We start from the raw sequence: 16422 nt of genomic DNA on the forward strand, positions 1-16422 counted from the left end.
CCGCACCCAACCGCCGACGTCCTGGCCCGCGTCGGCGAAGACGAAGTACCAGCTCTCGTTCCAGAGCACCTCGTCCGGCGGCTCAGGGGTTCCCTCGTCATCTGCGTAGGGCTGCAAGGGTTCCGGCGTGGACGGCGCCGGAAGGACCGCCAGCGCATCGGTGTCGAGGACGTGTTCGCAGTGCCGCGCGATCATCGTCACGAACATCTGGTCGCCGCGTTCGGTGCGCTCGACCAGCATCGGCGACACGATCGACATCACCACGCCGAAGAAGCTCTGATGCCGTACGCCCTCGAGGACGTCGTCCATGGTCAACGGGGCATCCGGTCCGAGCGCGTCGTGGTAGGCCCGCAACAACTCCTCGGAGTGCTCGCGCCGCTGCTGCACGGGTAGCGCACATCCGAGGAAGTAGGCGACGTCGGTCAGGGCCGGGCCCATGCTCACCGTCTGCCAGTCGACCACGGTAAGCGGCCGGTCGGCCCCGTCCTGGCCGAATAGCAGGTTGTCCAGACGGTAGTCACCGTGAATCAGCCCCCGCGGCCTTTCCGACGCGGCCTCTGCGGCGACGTAGGCGTCGAAGGTCGCGACCAACCGTTCACACACCTCACGGTGCTCGGGTGCGAGGTCGTCGCGGTAGCGATCGAGGAAACCCGCGTAGAGGGCGGAGATCAGGCCCTGGTTGAGTGGCGACTCCCGGTTGATCCACGCCGCCCCCGACAGTGCGGCGTCACCCAGCAACGGGCCGTGTAGGCGGCCGAGCTGGGTCAGTGCCAGCCGCGCCTGTTCGATGGTGGCACCGGCGACTTCATCGCCGGCGACGGCAGGCGTGGCATCCCCGAGCAGCAGGTCGAACACGCCCGTCGTTGGATCGTAGGCGGCGTGATGGCATGGTGCGACCGGACCATTCAGACCCGGCGCAATATCGCTGTAGAAGCGGACCTCCCGCTCGTACAGGCCCAGCGCCAGTCCCGTCTGCCTGCTGCTCGGGTCGGCGGCCGCGACCTTCAACACCACCGATGCCGGTCCGTCATGGCCGTCGGAGTAGGTGAGGGCGACCCGGTAGCACTCGCTCATCTGGCCAGTGCCGATGCGTTCGAAGGCGAACTCGCTGACCGCCCCGGCACCGATCGCCGCGGCGAGCCAGTCGGCGGTGAGGTCGGCGGGACGTTCCACTGGCGCCTTCGTCTGGGGGGTCTGCACTCGGTCAAACCTAGGGCACCGTCCGAGCGGGACGAAGCATTTTCAGCGGATGAGTTGACGGCCGTCAACTCTTGGCGTGGCAGGCGTCCGGCTCTGCCGCGGGCACGTCGAGCGCCGGGTTGCGGTCGAAGAATCCGAACGGCTTGAGCCAGAACGACACGATGTCGACCGGCATGACCGGCCAATCCTCGGGACGGGTGATGTGGTGCAGGCCGAACACGTACCAGAGCACGACGTCGGTGTTGTCGATGGACCGATTGGCCTTCGTCCACTCCCCCAGGCCGGTGTCCTCGACCGACTGATTGACGAATTCACCCGCAGGCCAACGCTCGTCGGCAGCATTCGGAGTGACCCACACCGTGTGCCCGATCACGCCGGCACGTTTCAGCACCGGCGACGCGGGATCGAACATCGCCGGAATGGCCCCGCCCGGCACCAGCTTGTAGGCCGGATGGGTGCCCAGACCGTTGGTGACGTTGGTGTTGATGACCTTCCACGCGCGCTGAGTGTCGAAGTTGAAGTCCTGCTTGCCCTCGCTCTCCGTGCGCAGCGGGACGTTCCGCGTGACGAGGGACAGACCGTACGGGTTCTCCGGCCCCATCGGCTCGGCGTAGGACTCCGACATGAAGACGGTGTTGTCACCGCCGTCGACGTCCATGTCCAGGCGTGCCACCAGGAAGTGTTGGTGGAAGGGCGCATACGTGCGCTCGTCGACGAGCGTGCCGTTCGGGTTCGGTGCGCCCGGCGCGAGCGGCGTGGTGACCATGATGCCGGTGGCCCTGACCTCGCACTCGATGTTGCCGTCCTGGTAGAGCCGCCAGTAGACGAGGTACTCGTAGTTGGCGACCGTCACGTGAAACGAGATCGTCAGGCGGCGCATCCTGCGCACCTCCGCGCCCGCATCGTGATCGACGTGCTTCCACAGCACCGCGCCATCCTCCTCGTGAATGCAGACGGCGTTGGCGATCGTGTAGGGCTCCCCCTTGCTGTCGTGCATGACGGCATCGAGGTAGCGGATCTCGCCGAGGCAGTCGCAGCCCAGTTCGAGTGAAGTCGTCATGAAGCCAAGACCCCACTCGCCGATGTCGAATGCGGTGCGGCGGTAGTGATCCGGCGACGAATCGCGGTAGGGCACGATCATCTCGGCGAAGGACATCCGGTGCGCGACCGACCGCAGGCGATCACCATCGCGATAGCGCACCGTGTGCAGGGTCTTGCCCTCCCGGTAGTTGAAGCCGATGCGCAGCGACCAGTTCTGCCACTGCAAGAGGTTGCCGTCGAGGGTGAACGACGGGCCGTCGGGCTGGGTGACGTGCATTGGTTTGAGCGGCTCACGGGTGGACGTTGCGCGGATGCGCTCGGGGACGTGGCGCGGCACGTATTCGCCCATCACGTTGGGGGTTTCGACGCCACCGGAAGAGAACGGGCCACCGTCCTCGACCCTCAGCACCTCCATGGTGTTGAGGTCGATGACGCAGTGCAGGCCGGTGACCAGATGCGCGTAGGGATTGGCGCCCGGCGCGTCCTTGCGCCACGTGTCCGACCAGCCCAGTCTGCGGTCGCGGAACTCGGGAGGAGCGACCGCATCGCCGAAGGTCCAGGTGTCCATGAAGACGTTGTCGAGATCGGTGATGCCCCGTTCGGCCAGGGCCTTGACGACGTCGGGATGGCTGCGCAGCACCTGGTCGCATTCGATGAACTCGTCCACTGTGAAGTTCGCCTGCACGCCGGGAACGTGGTCGAACGTCTCGACCCGATCTTCGTCGAGCGACACCACGCCCTTGTAGGTGGCGTTGGCCGACCTGTTCAGGCAGATGGCGGTCGCACGACGCGCGGGCACGGTGCCGTCCTGCTCGAACGCCCGCAGTTCTTGCTTGCTTGGCTCCACCAGCTCGACCGAGGCGAACCGCCACCCGAGGTCCGATGTCGCCGTCGGCCCGGGTCCAATCGCGCGCTCGCGGCGCAACACCGCTGCGACGGCGGTGAATTCGTGGGTCGACAAGGGGTCCAGAGGGTGCGCCACGCCACCACTCGATCACATCGACTGCAGGTCCGCACGGGGATCTGGAGAAACCCGCTGCCGACTTCATCGAGCCGCGAGCGTGAACCCCTCCCACGCCTGTCGGCGGTCGGCACGCGGGTCGTATTCGAGGTGAGAGCGCCGATCGAAGACCATGACCGCTCGGTCGTCTGCGGTGTACTGCGGCCAACCATCGCCCGGCACGCCGGTTCGGCTGAAGGCGCGCCACCTGCCCTGCACGTCGTTGGAGACCCGACGCGACGAGCGACGGTCGGCGGCAGCGGTCATCACCAACCCGAACCGCGTCCGATAGACGTCGAAGACGGCGAACAACTCGGTACCGTGGGTGGCGCCGAGGCCCGACCAGTGGAAGGTGCGCGGCGCGTAGTCGTACCGATACACGAAGGTCGGCGCATGCCGGCCATGCGCTTCGGCGATCTGCCACGCCGCGGTCCCGAAGGCGAAGTCGCCACCCAGCCGGATGCAGGCGCTCGGACTCGGGTAGCCCGGATAGGTTTTGGTGATCCGGTCCCGCACCTGAACGTCGGAGTCGGAGAAGAGCAGGTCGATGGCACGCTCGGTCGTCGGCAACAACTGCAGGAACCGGGTGAACAGGCGGCCCTCGTCGGCGTTGGTGCCCACGATCAGAGGCACCCGGTGTGCGGTGCCCTCACGCATGGCCTGCACCGGATCATGCGGCAGGTACTCGGTGTCGAAGGTCGGCCCGACGACGAACGCCCCGCGCATCTCCTTCATCCCATGCCTCATCACCTTGTTCAGCCCGTCGACGAGCTCCGCGGGCCGGGCGGCCATCACCGCGGCCGCGCCATCCTCCTGCGCCGCCCCGAGAACACCGACCAGGTCGGCGGCGAAGGCCGCGGCGACGTCGGGCGGCCCGGCCATACCGCTCGCGGGACTCTCCGAAATCGCCTGCACGAACAGTCCTTTGGATTCCGGGACCGCCAGCAGCGTGGCCACGGCGTGCGCACCGGCGCTCTCACCGAAGATCGTCACGTTGTCCGGGTCGCCGCCGAAGACCGCGACGTTGTCGCGAACCCACCGCAACGCCATCACGAGATCGCGCAGGAACAGGTTGTCCTCGATCGGATCGTCCGGTGTCGACAGGGCCGAAAGATCCATGCAACCAAGCGCACCCAGCCGATAGTTCACCGAGACGTAGATGCAGCCCCGTCGCGCCATGGACGCACCGTCATAGATCGGTGTCGCCGAGCTGCCCAGGATGTAACCGCCGCCATGGATGAAGAACATCACCGGCAGCGGTTCGTCGGACGCCGACGAGCGCTCGCGCGAGGAGCCGACAGGCCCGGTCTCCGGCGCGACGACGTTGAGCGTGAGACAGTCCTCGCTCATCGGCTGGAACTTGCCGACGCCGAGCAGCGTGTACTTGCGGTCCTGCGGCGCGCAGTAGGTGAACCCGTGGCAGTAACGCACACCCGGCCATGGCTGCACCGGTTGCGGAGCGCGGTAGCGCAGCCGGCCCACTGGAGGCCGGGCGAATGGGATGGATCGCCAGCGGTGGACGCCGTCGGCGGTGAAGCCTTCGATGACCCCGCTGTCGATGGCCACGCGAATGGTGCGATCGTGCATGGGTCGACGTTAGCGAAGAAGCCCACGCCCGATGCGCCTGGCGTGCCGCCCCAAGGGCGCCCGCTACCCTGGTCGGCATGCGAATCGCCTTTGTCCTCGCCATGTCTGCGCTGGTGGCGGGCTGTTCGGGCGGCACGGGCGGGACCGCGGACCAAACCCGACAGACGCCGATCACGGGTACCCCGACCAGTTCGCCTCCCAGCGCGTCGCCGTCGAAGACCACGACGAAGCCTTCGCTCGCGCCGGCCTCTGCGCCTCAGCAGGGTGCCGCGATCGCCGACGTCATCCGATGGATCGAGGCGGGAACACCCGCCGACGCCGCCGGTTACCACTCGATGACGCGCGACGGTGAGTCGACGACCCTCGACGACGGAGTGGCGTTCACCACGGCGGGCACCGAGGCCAACTGCGTCACCAACGAGTACCGGGAGGGCGCATTGGCGTGCCTGATGAAGCTGGCAGATCCGCCGCCGCGGCCGCCCGGCATCGAGACGGCGTGGAAGGACAACTGGGTGGACTTCACGGGCGCAGAAGTCGACGTCGGCTCGCCGCACGGTGATCCGGGCCCGTTCGGCGACGGCACGGGTGCCGAACTACCCGCGGGCCACACCTTGGCGTTCGGTGACTACCGCTGCCGTTCGGACGCCACGGGATTGTTCTGCGTCAACTACGCGCACCAGACCGCGGTCAAGTTGAGCGCGGCAGGCGTCGAGGGATTCGGCTGCCTGCAGAAGGCGACTCCGCCAGCGGACATCGGCGTCCGGCTCAGCTGCTGAGCCGCCGGGCCCTTGCTAGGCGGCGTACTCGGCGATCGCCATGGCAGTGCGGACGTCGCGCTCGCTGAAGAGCGTTGTCCTCAGACCGGGTAGCCGCGGCGCCCTCGACCGGTGTCGCGCTCCGGTGGGTGTGGTGAATTCCGCAGTGTGGCAACCCTCGTCGTCACTCGAGGTGCTCACCGACCAGCCAGGCGCCTCCTTGGCGTAGTTGCACCGTTCACACTCCCCCAACCCGTTGACCGCCGAGGTTGGTCCATCCCGGCGGTGCGGGTCGGCGTGGTCGTGGTGGCGGATCGGGGCATCGCAGTACGGTGTGCGGCAGGTGTCGTCGCGCAGATCGATGAACGTCGCCAGACCCTTGGGGAACAGCCGCGCCCGCGATTCCATCGCCACCAGCGCACCGCTGCCCGGCGGCTTGTACAGCCGCCGCAGCGTGGCTCGTGAACGCTTGTCGTTGACCGCGGCATTGACCAGTCCCCGCGCTACCGCCGCCGGGATCGGCCCGTACCCGGCCAGCTGCGCAGGGACTGTCTCGCCGCCCAGCAGAGTTCCGTCGGTGAGTACCAGGTTCACCGCCACCGGCACGGGTACTTCGGCGGGACGTCCGGTGACCCGTTCGACCAAGGTGTCGGCCATCACCTGGCCGCGCCGCCGGCCGTCACCACAGGTGTCCGCGGCCCGACGCAGCGCGGCGTAGACCGCCACCCCTTGAGGCATCGGAAGCAGGGCGGTCACGTAGGCCATGTTGTCGGGGGCGGGCCGGCTGGTGACGGTGCGCTCGGATTCAGCGCGTACCGCCCGCTCGACGACCGCGTGCGGGTCGAGTTCGTAGGCGATGGCCTTGGCGTCGGCTTCGAGTCGCTTGTCGCCCTTGCCCTCCAACGCGGCCTGGTCGGCGCACATCCTGGCATCCAGGGTGCGGCGGTCCTCAACGTCAAGGCACGCTGATTCCCGCACGATCAAAGTGGCCCGCCATTCGGAGAGCAATCCCGCCTTGAGTGCGGCCAGGGTGTGGGGCATCTCGTGGACCAGGGCCCTGGCGAATCCGAGGTGGCGGCCGCCCCGGTTGGGTGAATCGCGGCGGGCCAGGGCGATCTCGCTGGCCAGGCCCTTGCCGCGCTTGGCGGAAGGCACTCCTTCCGCGGCTTCCCGACAGCGGCGCGTGGCATCGAGTTCGGCGGTCAAAATCGCCTGCTCGGCAGCGGCCGCCGACTTCTCGCGCTCCAGCACCGCGATACGTTCGACCAGCGCCGCCTCCGTGGCGGGCGGGTCTATCGTTGCCGTCGTATCGAACATGTGTGCGACTCTACAGCCGCCGCCCGACAAGTCTCAGCCCGCGGGGCGAGCCTTCTCACGGACACGCGTCGGGTACGACTGCGTCATTCCCACCGCACCGACGATGACCACGATCGGAATCACCCAGTTGGTCCAGTCACGGGTCTGCGGCACCTGGGTGGCGTAGTACCCGAGCACCGAGATCAGCGCGAAGACCAGGGCCCACATCAGGGTCAGCACCCTGTTGGTCTGACGGAACGCCGGCTTCTCCCAGTCGTCCATGGGCCGGGACACCCTGGCGTACTGCTCGGTGAACGGCGTGAACGCCAACGAGCCCAGCGCCATCAACGCCAGCACGCCGCTGGACAACGTCGTCGCGTAGGTGTCCATCCAATCGCGGTCCGCCGCGCCGACGATCACTCCGACTGCCGTCACCGCGACGAAGAAGACGATCGTGACGATCTCGAGCAGCCGGGGCCCGCCTCGACCCATGGAGATGCCGAGGATGAACGCCGCCAACACTGCACTCAGCGCGCCGAACAGCCACGTACTCGGGCCTTCGGCCACCACCCAGTAGATGATCCACGGCACGAACCCGACGAACGGGCTGTGCTCAAACCATTCGTCCACACCTCAGGGTGTCACGAAAATCGGCTCGAGAAACCGTGATCGAACTACGCGACACCCTTCTGCCTCAACAGCGGAAGGACTCCCTCGGCGAACCAGTGGGCCTCCTCGAGGTGCGGATAGCCCGAGAGGATGAATTCGTCGAAACCCAGCGAGTGGTACTCGTAGATCAGGTTCGCGACCTCCTCGTGGCTGCCCACGAGCGCCGTGCCTGCCCCGCCGCGCACCAGCCCCACCCCGGCCCAGAGGTTGGGGTAGATCTCCAGTTGATCCACCCGGCCGCCGTGCAGTGCCGTCATCCGGCGCTGGCCCTCGGACTGCGAACTCGCATGCAGTGCAGTCTGCTTCGCGATCTGATCGTCGCTGAGCCCTGCGACGAGCTCGTCGGCGACCCCCCAAGCGGCGGCCGACGTGTCGCGGCTGATCGTGTGCAGGCGGATGCCGAACCGGACCTTGCGGCCCCGGGCCTCGGTCAGCTCGCGGACCTTCGCGATCTTGGCCGCCGCCGCTTGCGGTGGCTCACCCCACGTCAGGTACACGTCGACGTACTGCGCGGCGATCGGCAGCGCCGCGGGCGAAGAACCCCCGAAGTAGATTTGCGGCAACGGATCCGGCGGTGCGGACACCCGAGCGTCCGCCACGGTGTAGTAGTCGCCCTTGAAGTCGAGCCCGTCCCCTCGCCACACCGAGTTGACGACGTGGAGGAACTCACCGGTACGGGCATAGCGTTCGTCGTGATCCAGCCAGTCGCCGAAGCGGCGCTGCTCGGCGTCGTCACCGCCGCTGACGATGTTGAGGAGGACCCGGCCTTCGGAGAAGCGCTGCAATGTCGCGGCCTGCTGGGCAGCCAGCGTCGGCGGCACCAGGCCGGGCCGGAATGCGACCAGGAATTTCAACTTCTCGGTCTCGGCGAGCAGAGCCGCTGACGTCAACCAGGCGTCCTCGCACCAGGTTCCGGTCGGCGTGAGCACGCCTTCGAAGCCGAGCCGGTCGGCAGCCCGGGCCACCTCGGCGAGGTACCGACGGGTCGGGGCACGGTAATTCGGCGGCAAGACTTGGTTCGACGACGCGTGCGACGAGCCGACTATTGAGCGGCTGTCGCCGCTGGTGGGCAGGAACCAGAAGAATTTGGCGGCCACGAAACTCCTAATTGCCGTTCGTCAGAAAGGGTTTGAGCGCATCGTCATAGCGGTGATCCACCCAGTCGGCGAACTTGGGGGCCGATGCGATCTGCTTGGTCTCGGCGAACAAGTCGGCCAGCTCCTGCTCCGAGCCGATCAACTGATCCGACAGCGCGGTCGAGGACCGTAGGCTCCGGCTCTGTGCAACGGTTCCTACGGGCAGGCCGAGACCGACCGCCTCCGAATAGCTACGCGCCCACTCCTCGGGATGGTCCTGTGCCCACCGGGTCGCCTTGGCGTAACGCACCAGCAGATCGCTGAGCGCGGTGTTGCGTTTCGGGTCGGCCAGGGTGGCATCCGATGCGATGCCGAACCCGGCCCCGTTGGTGACACCGGTGGCCTGGGCGATGCTGCGCACGGGCACCTGTTGTTCAACCTGCGCGGTGTACGGATCCCAGATGGCCCAGGCGTCTGCCTGCCTGCTGGTGAAGGCGGTCAAGGCGTCGGCAGGCTGTAGGAACACGAGTTTCACGTCGGCGGGCGACAGGCCGGCCTTCTGCAGCTGGGCCAGGATGTGGCCGTGCGCTGAGCTGCCCTTGCCGACGGCCACGCTCTTCCCACGCAGGTCGGCGACGGTCTTGATCGGTGAATCGGCCCGCACGAGGATGCGGTCGCCGTCTCCTCCGTTTTCGTATGCTGTCACCACCTTTACCTTCGCATTGGCGGCGGCACCGAAGATGGGCGGGGTGTTGCCGGTTACGGCGAAGTCGATCTTGCCTGCGGTCGCGGCCTCCACCTGCGGTGGTCCGGAGGTGAAGGTGGCGAACACCACCTTGTAGGGCAGGTCGTTCAGCGCGCCCGCGGCGCGCAGCAGTGACTCGGTGCCGCCCTTCTGGTCTCCGATCTGCAGCGTGACGTCGGACACCTCGGACAGCGGCACCGTGGCCGGGGCCTGCTGAGCGCCGGAACTCTCCTCACGCGACACGCAGCTGGCCAGCACGCCGATCAGCGTCAGCAGGGCCGCGACGCGTATCGCGATCACTCGTCTGGATGCGGGCATGACCGTTCCCTTCATTGTTCGACGATGCGTTCGTCAGAGATGGACGCCGAGCCGGTCGAGCAGTTCGGCGCGGTAACGCTCGGTGTTGGCGGACGGGTCCGACGGCGAGCGCCTGGCATCGTCGATGACGAGCGTGTGGATCACACGGCCCTCCTCGAGGACCAGCACTCGGTCGGCGAGCGCCACCGCCTCGTCCACGTCGTGGGTCACCAGCAGCACACCGAACCGGTGTTCCCGCCACAGATCGAGCAGCAGCGCCCGCATGGTCAGGCGGGTCAGCGCGTCGAGTGCGCCGAAGGGCTCGTCGAGCAGCAGGAGTTCGGGTTCGGCCACCAGCGCCCTCGCGAGCGACACCCGTTGCGCCTGTCCACCGGACAGCGTCAGCGGCCAGGCGTCCGTGCGTTCCGCGAGACCGACGTCGGCCAACGCACGGTCGGCGCGGGCGACCGCGTCGGCCCTGGACAATCGAGTGCGGGTCAGTCCGTAGACGACGTTGGTTCGCACGTCGCGCCAGGGGAACAAACGGGGCTCCTGGAAGGCCAGCGCGGGCGCGCCTGCGACCACTCGCTCGCCATTGTGATCGGTGGACAACCCCGCCAGCACCCGGAGCACCGTCGACTTGCCCGAGCCGCTTCGGCCGATCAGAGCGACGATCTCGCCACGGCCGATGCGCACCGACACGTCAGCCAGCACGTGATGCTCGCCGTACCACTTGTCGACGTTGCGCAGTTCGCCCGCAGTCCCGGTCTGCCGTTCGGAGGTCACCGTCACGAGCGGTACCTCAGGGCCCGACGCTCGGCGGCTCGCACGATCGCATCCGTGCCGATGCCCAGCATCGCGTAGACGATCAGGCCAAAGATGATGATGTCGATGCGCAGGAAGTCACGGGCGTTGTTGATCAGGAACCCGATTCCCTTGTCGGCGTTGATCTGCTCGGCAACGATCAGCGTGAGCCAGGCGATGGCCAGGGACTGGCGCAAACCGACGAGCACCTGCGGTGCGGCGCTGGGCACGATGATCGTGCGGAATCTCTGCCAGAACGAGAAGCCAAGCACCTGAGCGGTTTCGAAGAGCTTCGGGTCGACCTGGCGGATCGCCGAGAACGTATTGAGGTAGAGCGGGAAGCTGACGCCGAGCGCCACCAACAGCACCTTCGGCAGCTCACCGATGCCGAACCACAGGATGAACAGCGGGATCAAGCCGAGGTGCGGCAGCGCGCGGACCATCTGCATCGGCGGGTCGACCGTTGCCTCGAACCAGTGGGACAACCCCACCGCTGTGCCGAGCGCCACACCGATCACGCCACCGAGGATCAGACCTTCGACCACCCGCACCCCGGACACCCGCAGGGCATCGACGAGCTGGCCGTTCTCGATCAGCTCGATACCGGCCTCGAAGATCAGGGACGGTGCGGGCAGGATGTCCTGCGGAATCAGGCCGATCGCACTGCCCAGCTGCCACAGGGCCAAGAGAACTACGGGTGAGGCCAGCCGGATCAGACCCCATTTGCGCTGCCGCAGGCGTACTTTCGCCGTCGGCGACGCGACCGTGGTTACGGCGGCGGGCTCGACTGATGCGGTCACGATCCAGTGACGCTACGTAGCCGTGTCGGAGGCCGGAAGCTTTCCACTCGCCACGAGGAAAACGATGGAGCCTCACGACGACAAGAGGCCCTGCCTGCGCGTGGCAGGCAGGGCCGTCGTCGACTCGTCGGGTCAGAAGCGGGTGGTACCCGTCACGATCAGCCCGGCCACGTCGCGACCGTTGATCTTCGAGTTCAAGGTGCCGTTCTGCAGGCTGATGACTTGATTGGCCTGCTGCAGGATCCGCTTGTTGCGGACCTGCGACTGGAACTGCGCGGGGTTCAGCTGTTGCAGTTCAGCTTGCTCGAAGTCACGGCCGCTGATACCACCGTTGAACTGAACGCCGGTCACGGAACCGTCGGGCCGCACGATCCACGACGCTCGGGCGCCGTCGAGGGCGGCGGTGTACATCCCCGCCGGTGCGGAGATGGCGTTCGCGGTGAAGTCGTACTTGGTGCCGTTCATCGTCAGATCACCCGTGATGTCGGTGCCGTTGAACGATGCGGACAGGTTGTCGCGGAACTTCGAGGTGATGTCGATCGCCCCGTCGGCCTGGTTGCCGAAGAACCACGACTCGTCGTCGACGCCGTTGCAGGCGTAGGCGGTGACCTGGTTGCCGTCGACGGAGATGCCGATGGTCATCTTCTTTCCGTCGGCCTCCATGTCGGCCATGTACTTGGCGGACTGCGGAAACGGCGCGGGGGCGGCGGCGGTCGACTGGGTCGACGGAGCCGCCGACGGCTCGGTGGACGAGCCACTCGAGCAAGCGGACAGGGTGCCCAGTGCGAAGAGCGCGAGGACACCGATGATCAAGGTCCAACTCGGTGCGGAAGACCTGCCAGGCCGGTTCCGCCTCGGTCAACAGGTGGTTGTTGCTCGCCAGCGACACCAGCCGGGAATCGGGGATGATCGCCGCCAGTTCCTCGCCGTAGCGCAGCGGCACGCGATGATCGTCACGCGCGTGCATGATCAAGGTCGGGCTGGACACGCGTTCGGCCATGTCGCGAACGTCGATGCGCGCGAACTCCTCCAGGAACCGGACCGCATTCTCGGGCGAGGTGGTCCGCCGCTGCAAGTGGTCGAACTCCTCCCAGTCGGCGCGGGTGCCGTCGGGCAGGAACTGCGCCGCGAATACCTGGCGGAAGGCGGGGTCGTCACGGCCCCAGCCGACCCGGGCGAGATCGAGATCGAGTGCGGCGGCTCGCCGTTCCTCGTCGTTCATGGCCCGGATCGCTCGTCCCCTGGCATAGGCCGAGCACAGGACGAGCTTGGTGACCCGCTCCGGGTGCCTGGCGGCGTAGGGCCACTGCGACGGCACCGCCCTGGGACACGCCCAACAGCGGAAACCGTTCGAGCCCAAGGGATTCGACCACGGACTCGAGATCAGAGACCCAGGCATCGAACGTGAAGTCCACGGCCTCCCAATCCGAGAGCCCGCAGCCGCGCTCGTCGTAGCGAATGAACTGGTGTCCCAGGGCCAGGTTGCGCACCCAGTGTCGCCACACCGGGCTCTCGATGTCGTACCCGAGATGCGTCATCCAGTTCGCCGCGCGGACCAGGGGTGGTCCCTCCCCGGCGACCGCGTATGCCAGGCGCACCCCGTCGGCCGCGCGACAGAACGCGATGTGTTGACGCGGCGGTGGCGCGGGTTCGGCTGCGACGGCGACGGTGGGCGCATCGACGACGATGGTGCCGACGAACTGGTAACCGCGACCGCGCACGGTACGGATATAGCGCTGAAACTCGCCGTCGTCACCGAGCGCGCGGCGGGCCGCCTTGATGCGGCTGGTCAGCGCCGCCTCACCGACGAAGCGACCACCCCAGACGGTGTCGAACAGCTCCTCCTTGGTCACGAAGCGGTGGTGGTTGCTGACCAACTGCGTCATGACGTCGAACACCTGCGGCTCGACGCGGATCACGTCACCGCCGCGACGCAGTTCGTAGCGGGCCGTGTCGAGCACGAAGTCGTCGAAACGCCACGCCCGACCCGACGACACCGACTCGGCGGCTGGGTCCGTGGACGACATGGACACTCGGTTCCGATCTGGTTCGAGCGATGCTGGTGGTCGCTGATGGTCATCGTAGCTGTGAATCGCCTGCAAGACGTGAACGCCTTTGCCGCCGGATTCATTCACCGTCGGTGATCGGAGACCTCGTTCAGCGCCAGCCGTCGGCCGCCTTCGCCGCGCGCATCAGCGCGTCGCAAAGATCGCGCAGTTCAGCCCCCTCGGCTCCCTCTTCGATGGCCGTGGCGACGTCCTCAGCGGCGCACCGTACCTGGTAGACCCGGTCGGACAGCTGGGCCGCTTCGTCTGCGGTCAGCACCACCGAATCGGAGGCCAGCGACGTGCCCTTGACCATCGCACGCTGCTCGTAGGCGCGCTGTCGGCAGGACTGCCTGCAGTACTGCCGACGCCGGCCCATTCCCGCGTCGGCGACCTCACGACCGCACCAACGGCATGGTTGCACTCGGGACCGTCGTCGAGTTTCGGGCGCCACGGGACTCGACTGTAAACGGCCTACGTCGTCGATCCCGGTAGCATGGACAGTCGCGTCGGGAACTTCGCGCCAATTGGCTGCGTTGATACCCGCGGATGCATGCGGAAGAAGATGTCGGATGAGGAGTAGTGACGATGGCTGATCGTGTCCTGCGAGGTAGTCGCCTCGGAGCCGTGAGCTACGAGACCGACCGAAACCATGACCTGGCGCCCCGTCAGGTGGCGCGTTACCGGACCGACAACGGCGAGGAGTTCGAGGTTCCGTTCGCCGACGAAGCCGAGATCCCCGGTACCTGGCCCTGCCGAAACGGCATGGAGGGCACGCTGATCGACGGCGACGTCCCCGAACCCAAGAAGGTCAAGCCGCCCAGGACCCACTGGGACATGCTGCTCGAGCGACGCTCGGTGGAGGAATTGGACGAGCTTCTCAAGGAGCGGCTCGACATCATCAAGACGAAGCGCCGCGGCAGCTGACCGACCGTCAGCGCACCACGCCGCGAGCGCGGTCGAGCCGGCCGCGAATACCCCACTCGGCAATCTTGAAGACGGCCTCGCGGATGTTGGAGCCGCTCATCTTGGACTTGCCGAGTTCGCGCTCGGTGAAGGTGATCGGGACTTCCTTGACCACGAAGCCCGCGCTGATGGTGCGCCACGTCAGGTCGACCTGGAAGCAGTAGCCCTTCGAGTCCACGGCGTTGAGGTCGATCTTCTCCAGCACCTCGCGCCGATAGGCGCGGTAGCCGGCGGTGATGTCGTTGACGTCGACCCCCAGCGAGATGCGGGAGTAGCCGTTAGCCGTGCGCGACAACACCATCCGCCGCCGCGGCCAGTTCCGCACGGTGCCGCCGTCGACGTAGCGCGAGCCGATCGCCAGATCGGCGCCCCGGTCCACGGCGTCGAGCAGGCGGTACAGCTCCTCGGGCGCGTGCGATCCGTCGGCGTCCATCTCGACCAGCACCGCGTAACCCCTGCCGAGGCCCCAGGCGAAACCCGCGAGGTACGCCGCGCCGAGACCGGCCTTGCTGGCGCGGTGCATGACGTGGATGCGATCCGGATCGGCGAGCGACAGGTCGTCGGCCAATTCCCCGGTGCCGTCCGGGCTGCCGTCGTCGACGACGAGCACGTGGACCTCGGGACGCGCCGCATGGACCCGACCGACGATCAACGGCAGGTTCTCCCGCTCGTTGTAGGTAGGAATGATGACCAGCGTGCGCTGACTGGGGCGATCGCCACCCTCGATCATGCGCGATCGCTCGTCGGTCATGTCACTCCTTCGTCGTCTGTCTCGTGTGCTTCGACTCATCGGCGATTGGTCACCCTGCGGAGGCGACGCACGAACTCCCCATTGTGCAGCATTGCTCCAGCGACAGCGGCGGCACCAGCGAAGACGAGCAGTCCCTGGATCACCGGACCCCACCGCGTGGCCGGTGTGAGGTCGGTCTTCAGCCGGATCTGTGCGTCGAGATAGGCAGGCTCGTAGAAGGCGGTGCGTGCCAACTCGCGCCCGTCCGGTCCGATCACCGCGCTGATGCCGGTGGTGCCCGCCACCACGACGTACCGGTCGTGTTCGACGGCCCGCAGCCTGGCGAACGAGAGCTGCTGCGCGCTCATCACCTCGTCGAACGTCGCGTTGTTCGTCGGGACGGCGATGAACTGCGCCCCGTTCAGCACGGCTTCCCTGGCAGCGCGGTCGAAGATGACCTCCCAGCACGTGGTCACGCCGATCGGGATGCCCGCGGCGTGGACGACGCCGTTTCCGGTGCCCGGCACGAAGTAGCCGGCTCGGTCGGCGAACGACGACAGCAGGCGGAAGAAGCCGCGCCACGGCAGGTACTCACCGAACGGCTGCACGATCTTCTTGTCGTGGCGCTCCCCTGGGCCGTCGGCCGGATCCCACACGATGACGGTGTTCGTCGCCTGCGGGTCCTCCCGGGTGTAACCGGGCGCGGCAATGACGGCGCCGACGAGGATCGGTGCGCGGATGGCGTCGGTCGCGACCGCGATCTGTTCGGCGGCGTCGCGATTGGCGATCGGGTCTATGTCCGACGAGTTCTCCGGCCAGATGACGACGGCGGGCTGAGGTGCGCGCCCCGCTCGGACGTCCTCGGCGAGCCGCAGGGTCTCGCGTACGTGGTAGTCGAGCACCGCCCGCCGTTGCGCGTTGAACTCGAGCCCGAGCCTGGGGACGTTGCCCTGAACGGCGGCCACGGTCGTCGTCGGGTCGTCCCCCGCGCCCGCTCCGGACTGACGCACGTACGGGGTGGCGAGCGCGACGGTGAGAAGCACGAGAGCCACACTGACGCCAGGGAGCACCACCGAGGGCGGAAGGTGGCCGCTGTGATGTTGCTTGCGCCACCACAGGTGGGCTTCGATGCCGATGGCGGCAAGGCTGACGCCGACGAGCGCGACGGCGAACGACACCAGCGGCACGCCGCCGAAATGTGCGATCGCCAGCAAGGGGCTGTTGCCCTGGGTGAATCCGACGACACCCCAGGGAAATCCGCCGAACGGGATGGTGGACTTGAGCCACTCGGCCAGCACCCATAGGCAGGCGAACCACACCGGCCAACCGGGTAGCCGCCGTACGACTACGGCGAGAAGGCCGAAGACGCCGGGGAACAGAGCCTCCATCGCAGAGAGCGCGAGCCACGGAA

The 16422-nt window shown here is 67.4% G+C and carries 15 protein-coding genes and 1 pseudogene; 2 read left to right on the top strand and 14 right to left on the bottom strand.

The annotated features are described in order from the left end of the window. The 3 genes from QOI01_RS06760 to QOI01_RS06770 form a co-directional block, all read right to left on the bottom strand. On the bottom strand, positions 1–1200 hold a 1200-nt coding region (locus tag QOI01_RS06760), incomplete at its 3' end, for a phosphotransferase (RefSeq protein ID WP_526379412.1). Positions 1201–1264: 64 nt separating this feature from the next. Then, positions 1265–3223: a primary-amine oxidase gene (locus QOI01_RS06765; protein ID WP_526379413.1), complete on the bottom strand. Its 1959-nt coding sequence runs from the start codon at positions 3221–3223 to the stop codon at positions 1265–1267. A gap of 63 nt (positions 3224–3286) precedes the next feature. Beyond that, the gene (locus tag QOI01_RS06770; protein WP_526379414.1) at positions 3287–4828 is read right to left on the bottom strand and encodes a carboxylesterase/lipase family protein; all 1542 of its coding nucleotides are present in this window, start codon (positions 4826–4828) and stop codon (positions 3287–3289) included. Between the two features lie 77 nt (positions 4829–4905). Here QOI01_RS06770 and QOI01_RS06775 point away from each other — a divergent pair, with 77 nt between their 5' ends. Then, positions 4906–5604, top strand: coding sequence for a hypothetical protein (locus QOI01_RS06775; protein WP_526379415.1), 699 nt, complete (start codon positions 4906–4908; stop codon positions 5602–5604). Between the two features lie 15 nt (positions 5605–5619). On the opposite strand, the gene QOI01_RS06780 is transcribed toward QOI01_RS06775, so the two are convergent. From QOI01_RS06780 to QOI01_RS06820, 9 genes and pseudogenes are all read right to left on the bottom strand, one after another. Then, positions 5620–6900, bottom strand: a complete 1281-nt coding sequence (locus tag QOI01_RS06780) for a DUF222 domain-containing protein (protein WP_526379416.1) — start codon at positions 6898–6900, stop codon at positions 5620–5622. A gap of 33 nt (positions 6901–6933) precedes the next feature. Continuing rightward, positions 6934–7509 carry a hypothetical protein gene (locus QOI01_RS06785; RefSeq protein ID WP_526379417.1) on the bottom strand — a complete coding sequence of 192 codons (576 nt, stop codon included), beginning with the start codon at positions 7507–7509 and terminating at the stop codon, positions 6934–6936. A 44-nt stretch (positions 7510–7553) separates the two neighbouring features. Next, positions 7554–8645 (bottom strand): LLM class flavin-dependent oxidoreductase, encoded by a 1092-nt coding sequence (locus tag QOI01_RS06790; protein WP_526379418.1) that lies wholly within the window; start codon positions 8643–8645, stop codon positions 7554–7556. Between the two features lie 7 nt (positions 8646–8652). Beyond that, positions 8653–9687, bottom strand: a complete 1035-nt coding sequence (locus tag QOI01_RS06795; RefSeq protein WP_526379419.1) for an ABC transporter substrate-binding protein — start codon at positions 9685–9687, stop codon at positions 8653–8655. A gap of 33 nt (positions 9688–9720) precedes the next feature. Continuing rightward, positions 9721–10458, bottom strand: coding sequence for an ABC transporter ATP-binding protein (locus QOI01_RS06800; protein WP_526379420.1), 738 nt, complete (start codon positions 10456–10458; stop codon positions 9721–9723). Next, positions 10455–11183 carry an ABC transporter permease gene (locus QOI01_RS06805; RefSeq protein ID WP_526379426.1) on the bottom strand — a complete coding sequence of 243 codons (729 nt, stop codon included), beginning with the start codon at positions 11181–11183 and terminating at the stop codon, positions 10455–10457. Before QOI01_RS06805 ends, QOI01_RS06800 begins: the two co-directional genes overlap by 4 nt. Before the next feature lie 219 nt (positions 11184–11402). Next, positions 11403–12083 carry a hypothetical protein gene (locus QOI01_RS06810; protein WP_526379421.1) on the bottom strand — a complete coding sequence of 227 codons (681 nt, stop codon included), beginning with the start codon at positions 12081–12083 and terminating at the stop codon, positions 11403–11405. A 1-nt stretch (position 12084) separates the two neighbouring features. Further along, positions 12085–13297 (bottom strand): annotated as a pseudogene (locus tag QOI01_RS06815) (alpha/beta hydrolase); the annotation flags it as partial. A 130-nt stretch (positions 13298–13427) separates the two neighbouring features. Then, a complete protein-coding gene (locus QOI01_RS06820) occupies positions 13428–13769 on the bottom strand; it encodes a hypothetical protein (RefSeq protein ID WP_526379422.1) in 342 nt (113 codons plus the stop codon). A 134-nt stretch (positions 13770–13903) separates the two neighbouring features. Between QOI01_RS06820 and QOI01_RS06825 the strand changes: the two genes are divergently transcribed. After that, positions 13904–14242: an RNA polymerase-binding protein RbpA gene (locus QOI01_RS06825; RefSeq protein ID WP_526379423.1), complete on the top strand. Its 339-nt coding sequence runs from the start codon at positions 13904–13906 to the stop codon at positions 14240–14242. A gap of 7 nt (positions 14243–14249) precedes the next feature. Here the strand turns inward: QOI01_RS06825 and QOI01_RS06830 are convergent, their stop codons facing one another. Both QOI01_RS06830 and lnt read right to left on the bottom strand, forming a co-directional pair. After that, positions 14250–15032, bottom strand: coding sequence for a polyprenol monophosphomannose synthase (locus QOI01_RS06830; RefSeq protein WP_526379424.1), 783 nt, complete (start codon positions 15030–15032; stop codon positions 14250–14252). A gap of 35 nt (positions 15033–15067) precedes the next feature. Beyond that, the coding region (lnt, locus tag QOI01_RS06835; protein WP_526379425.1) for an apolipoprotein N-acyltransferase at positions 15068–16422 on the bottom strand (1355 nt) is incomplete at its 5' end.

This window comes from Mycobacterium sp., assembly GCF_032162605.1.
GTDB lineage: Bacteria > Actinomycetota > Actinomycetes > Mycobacteriales > Mycobacteriaceae > Mycobacterium.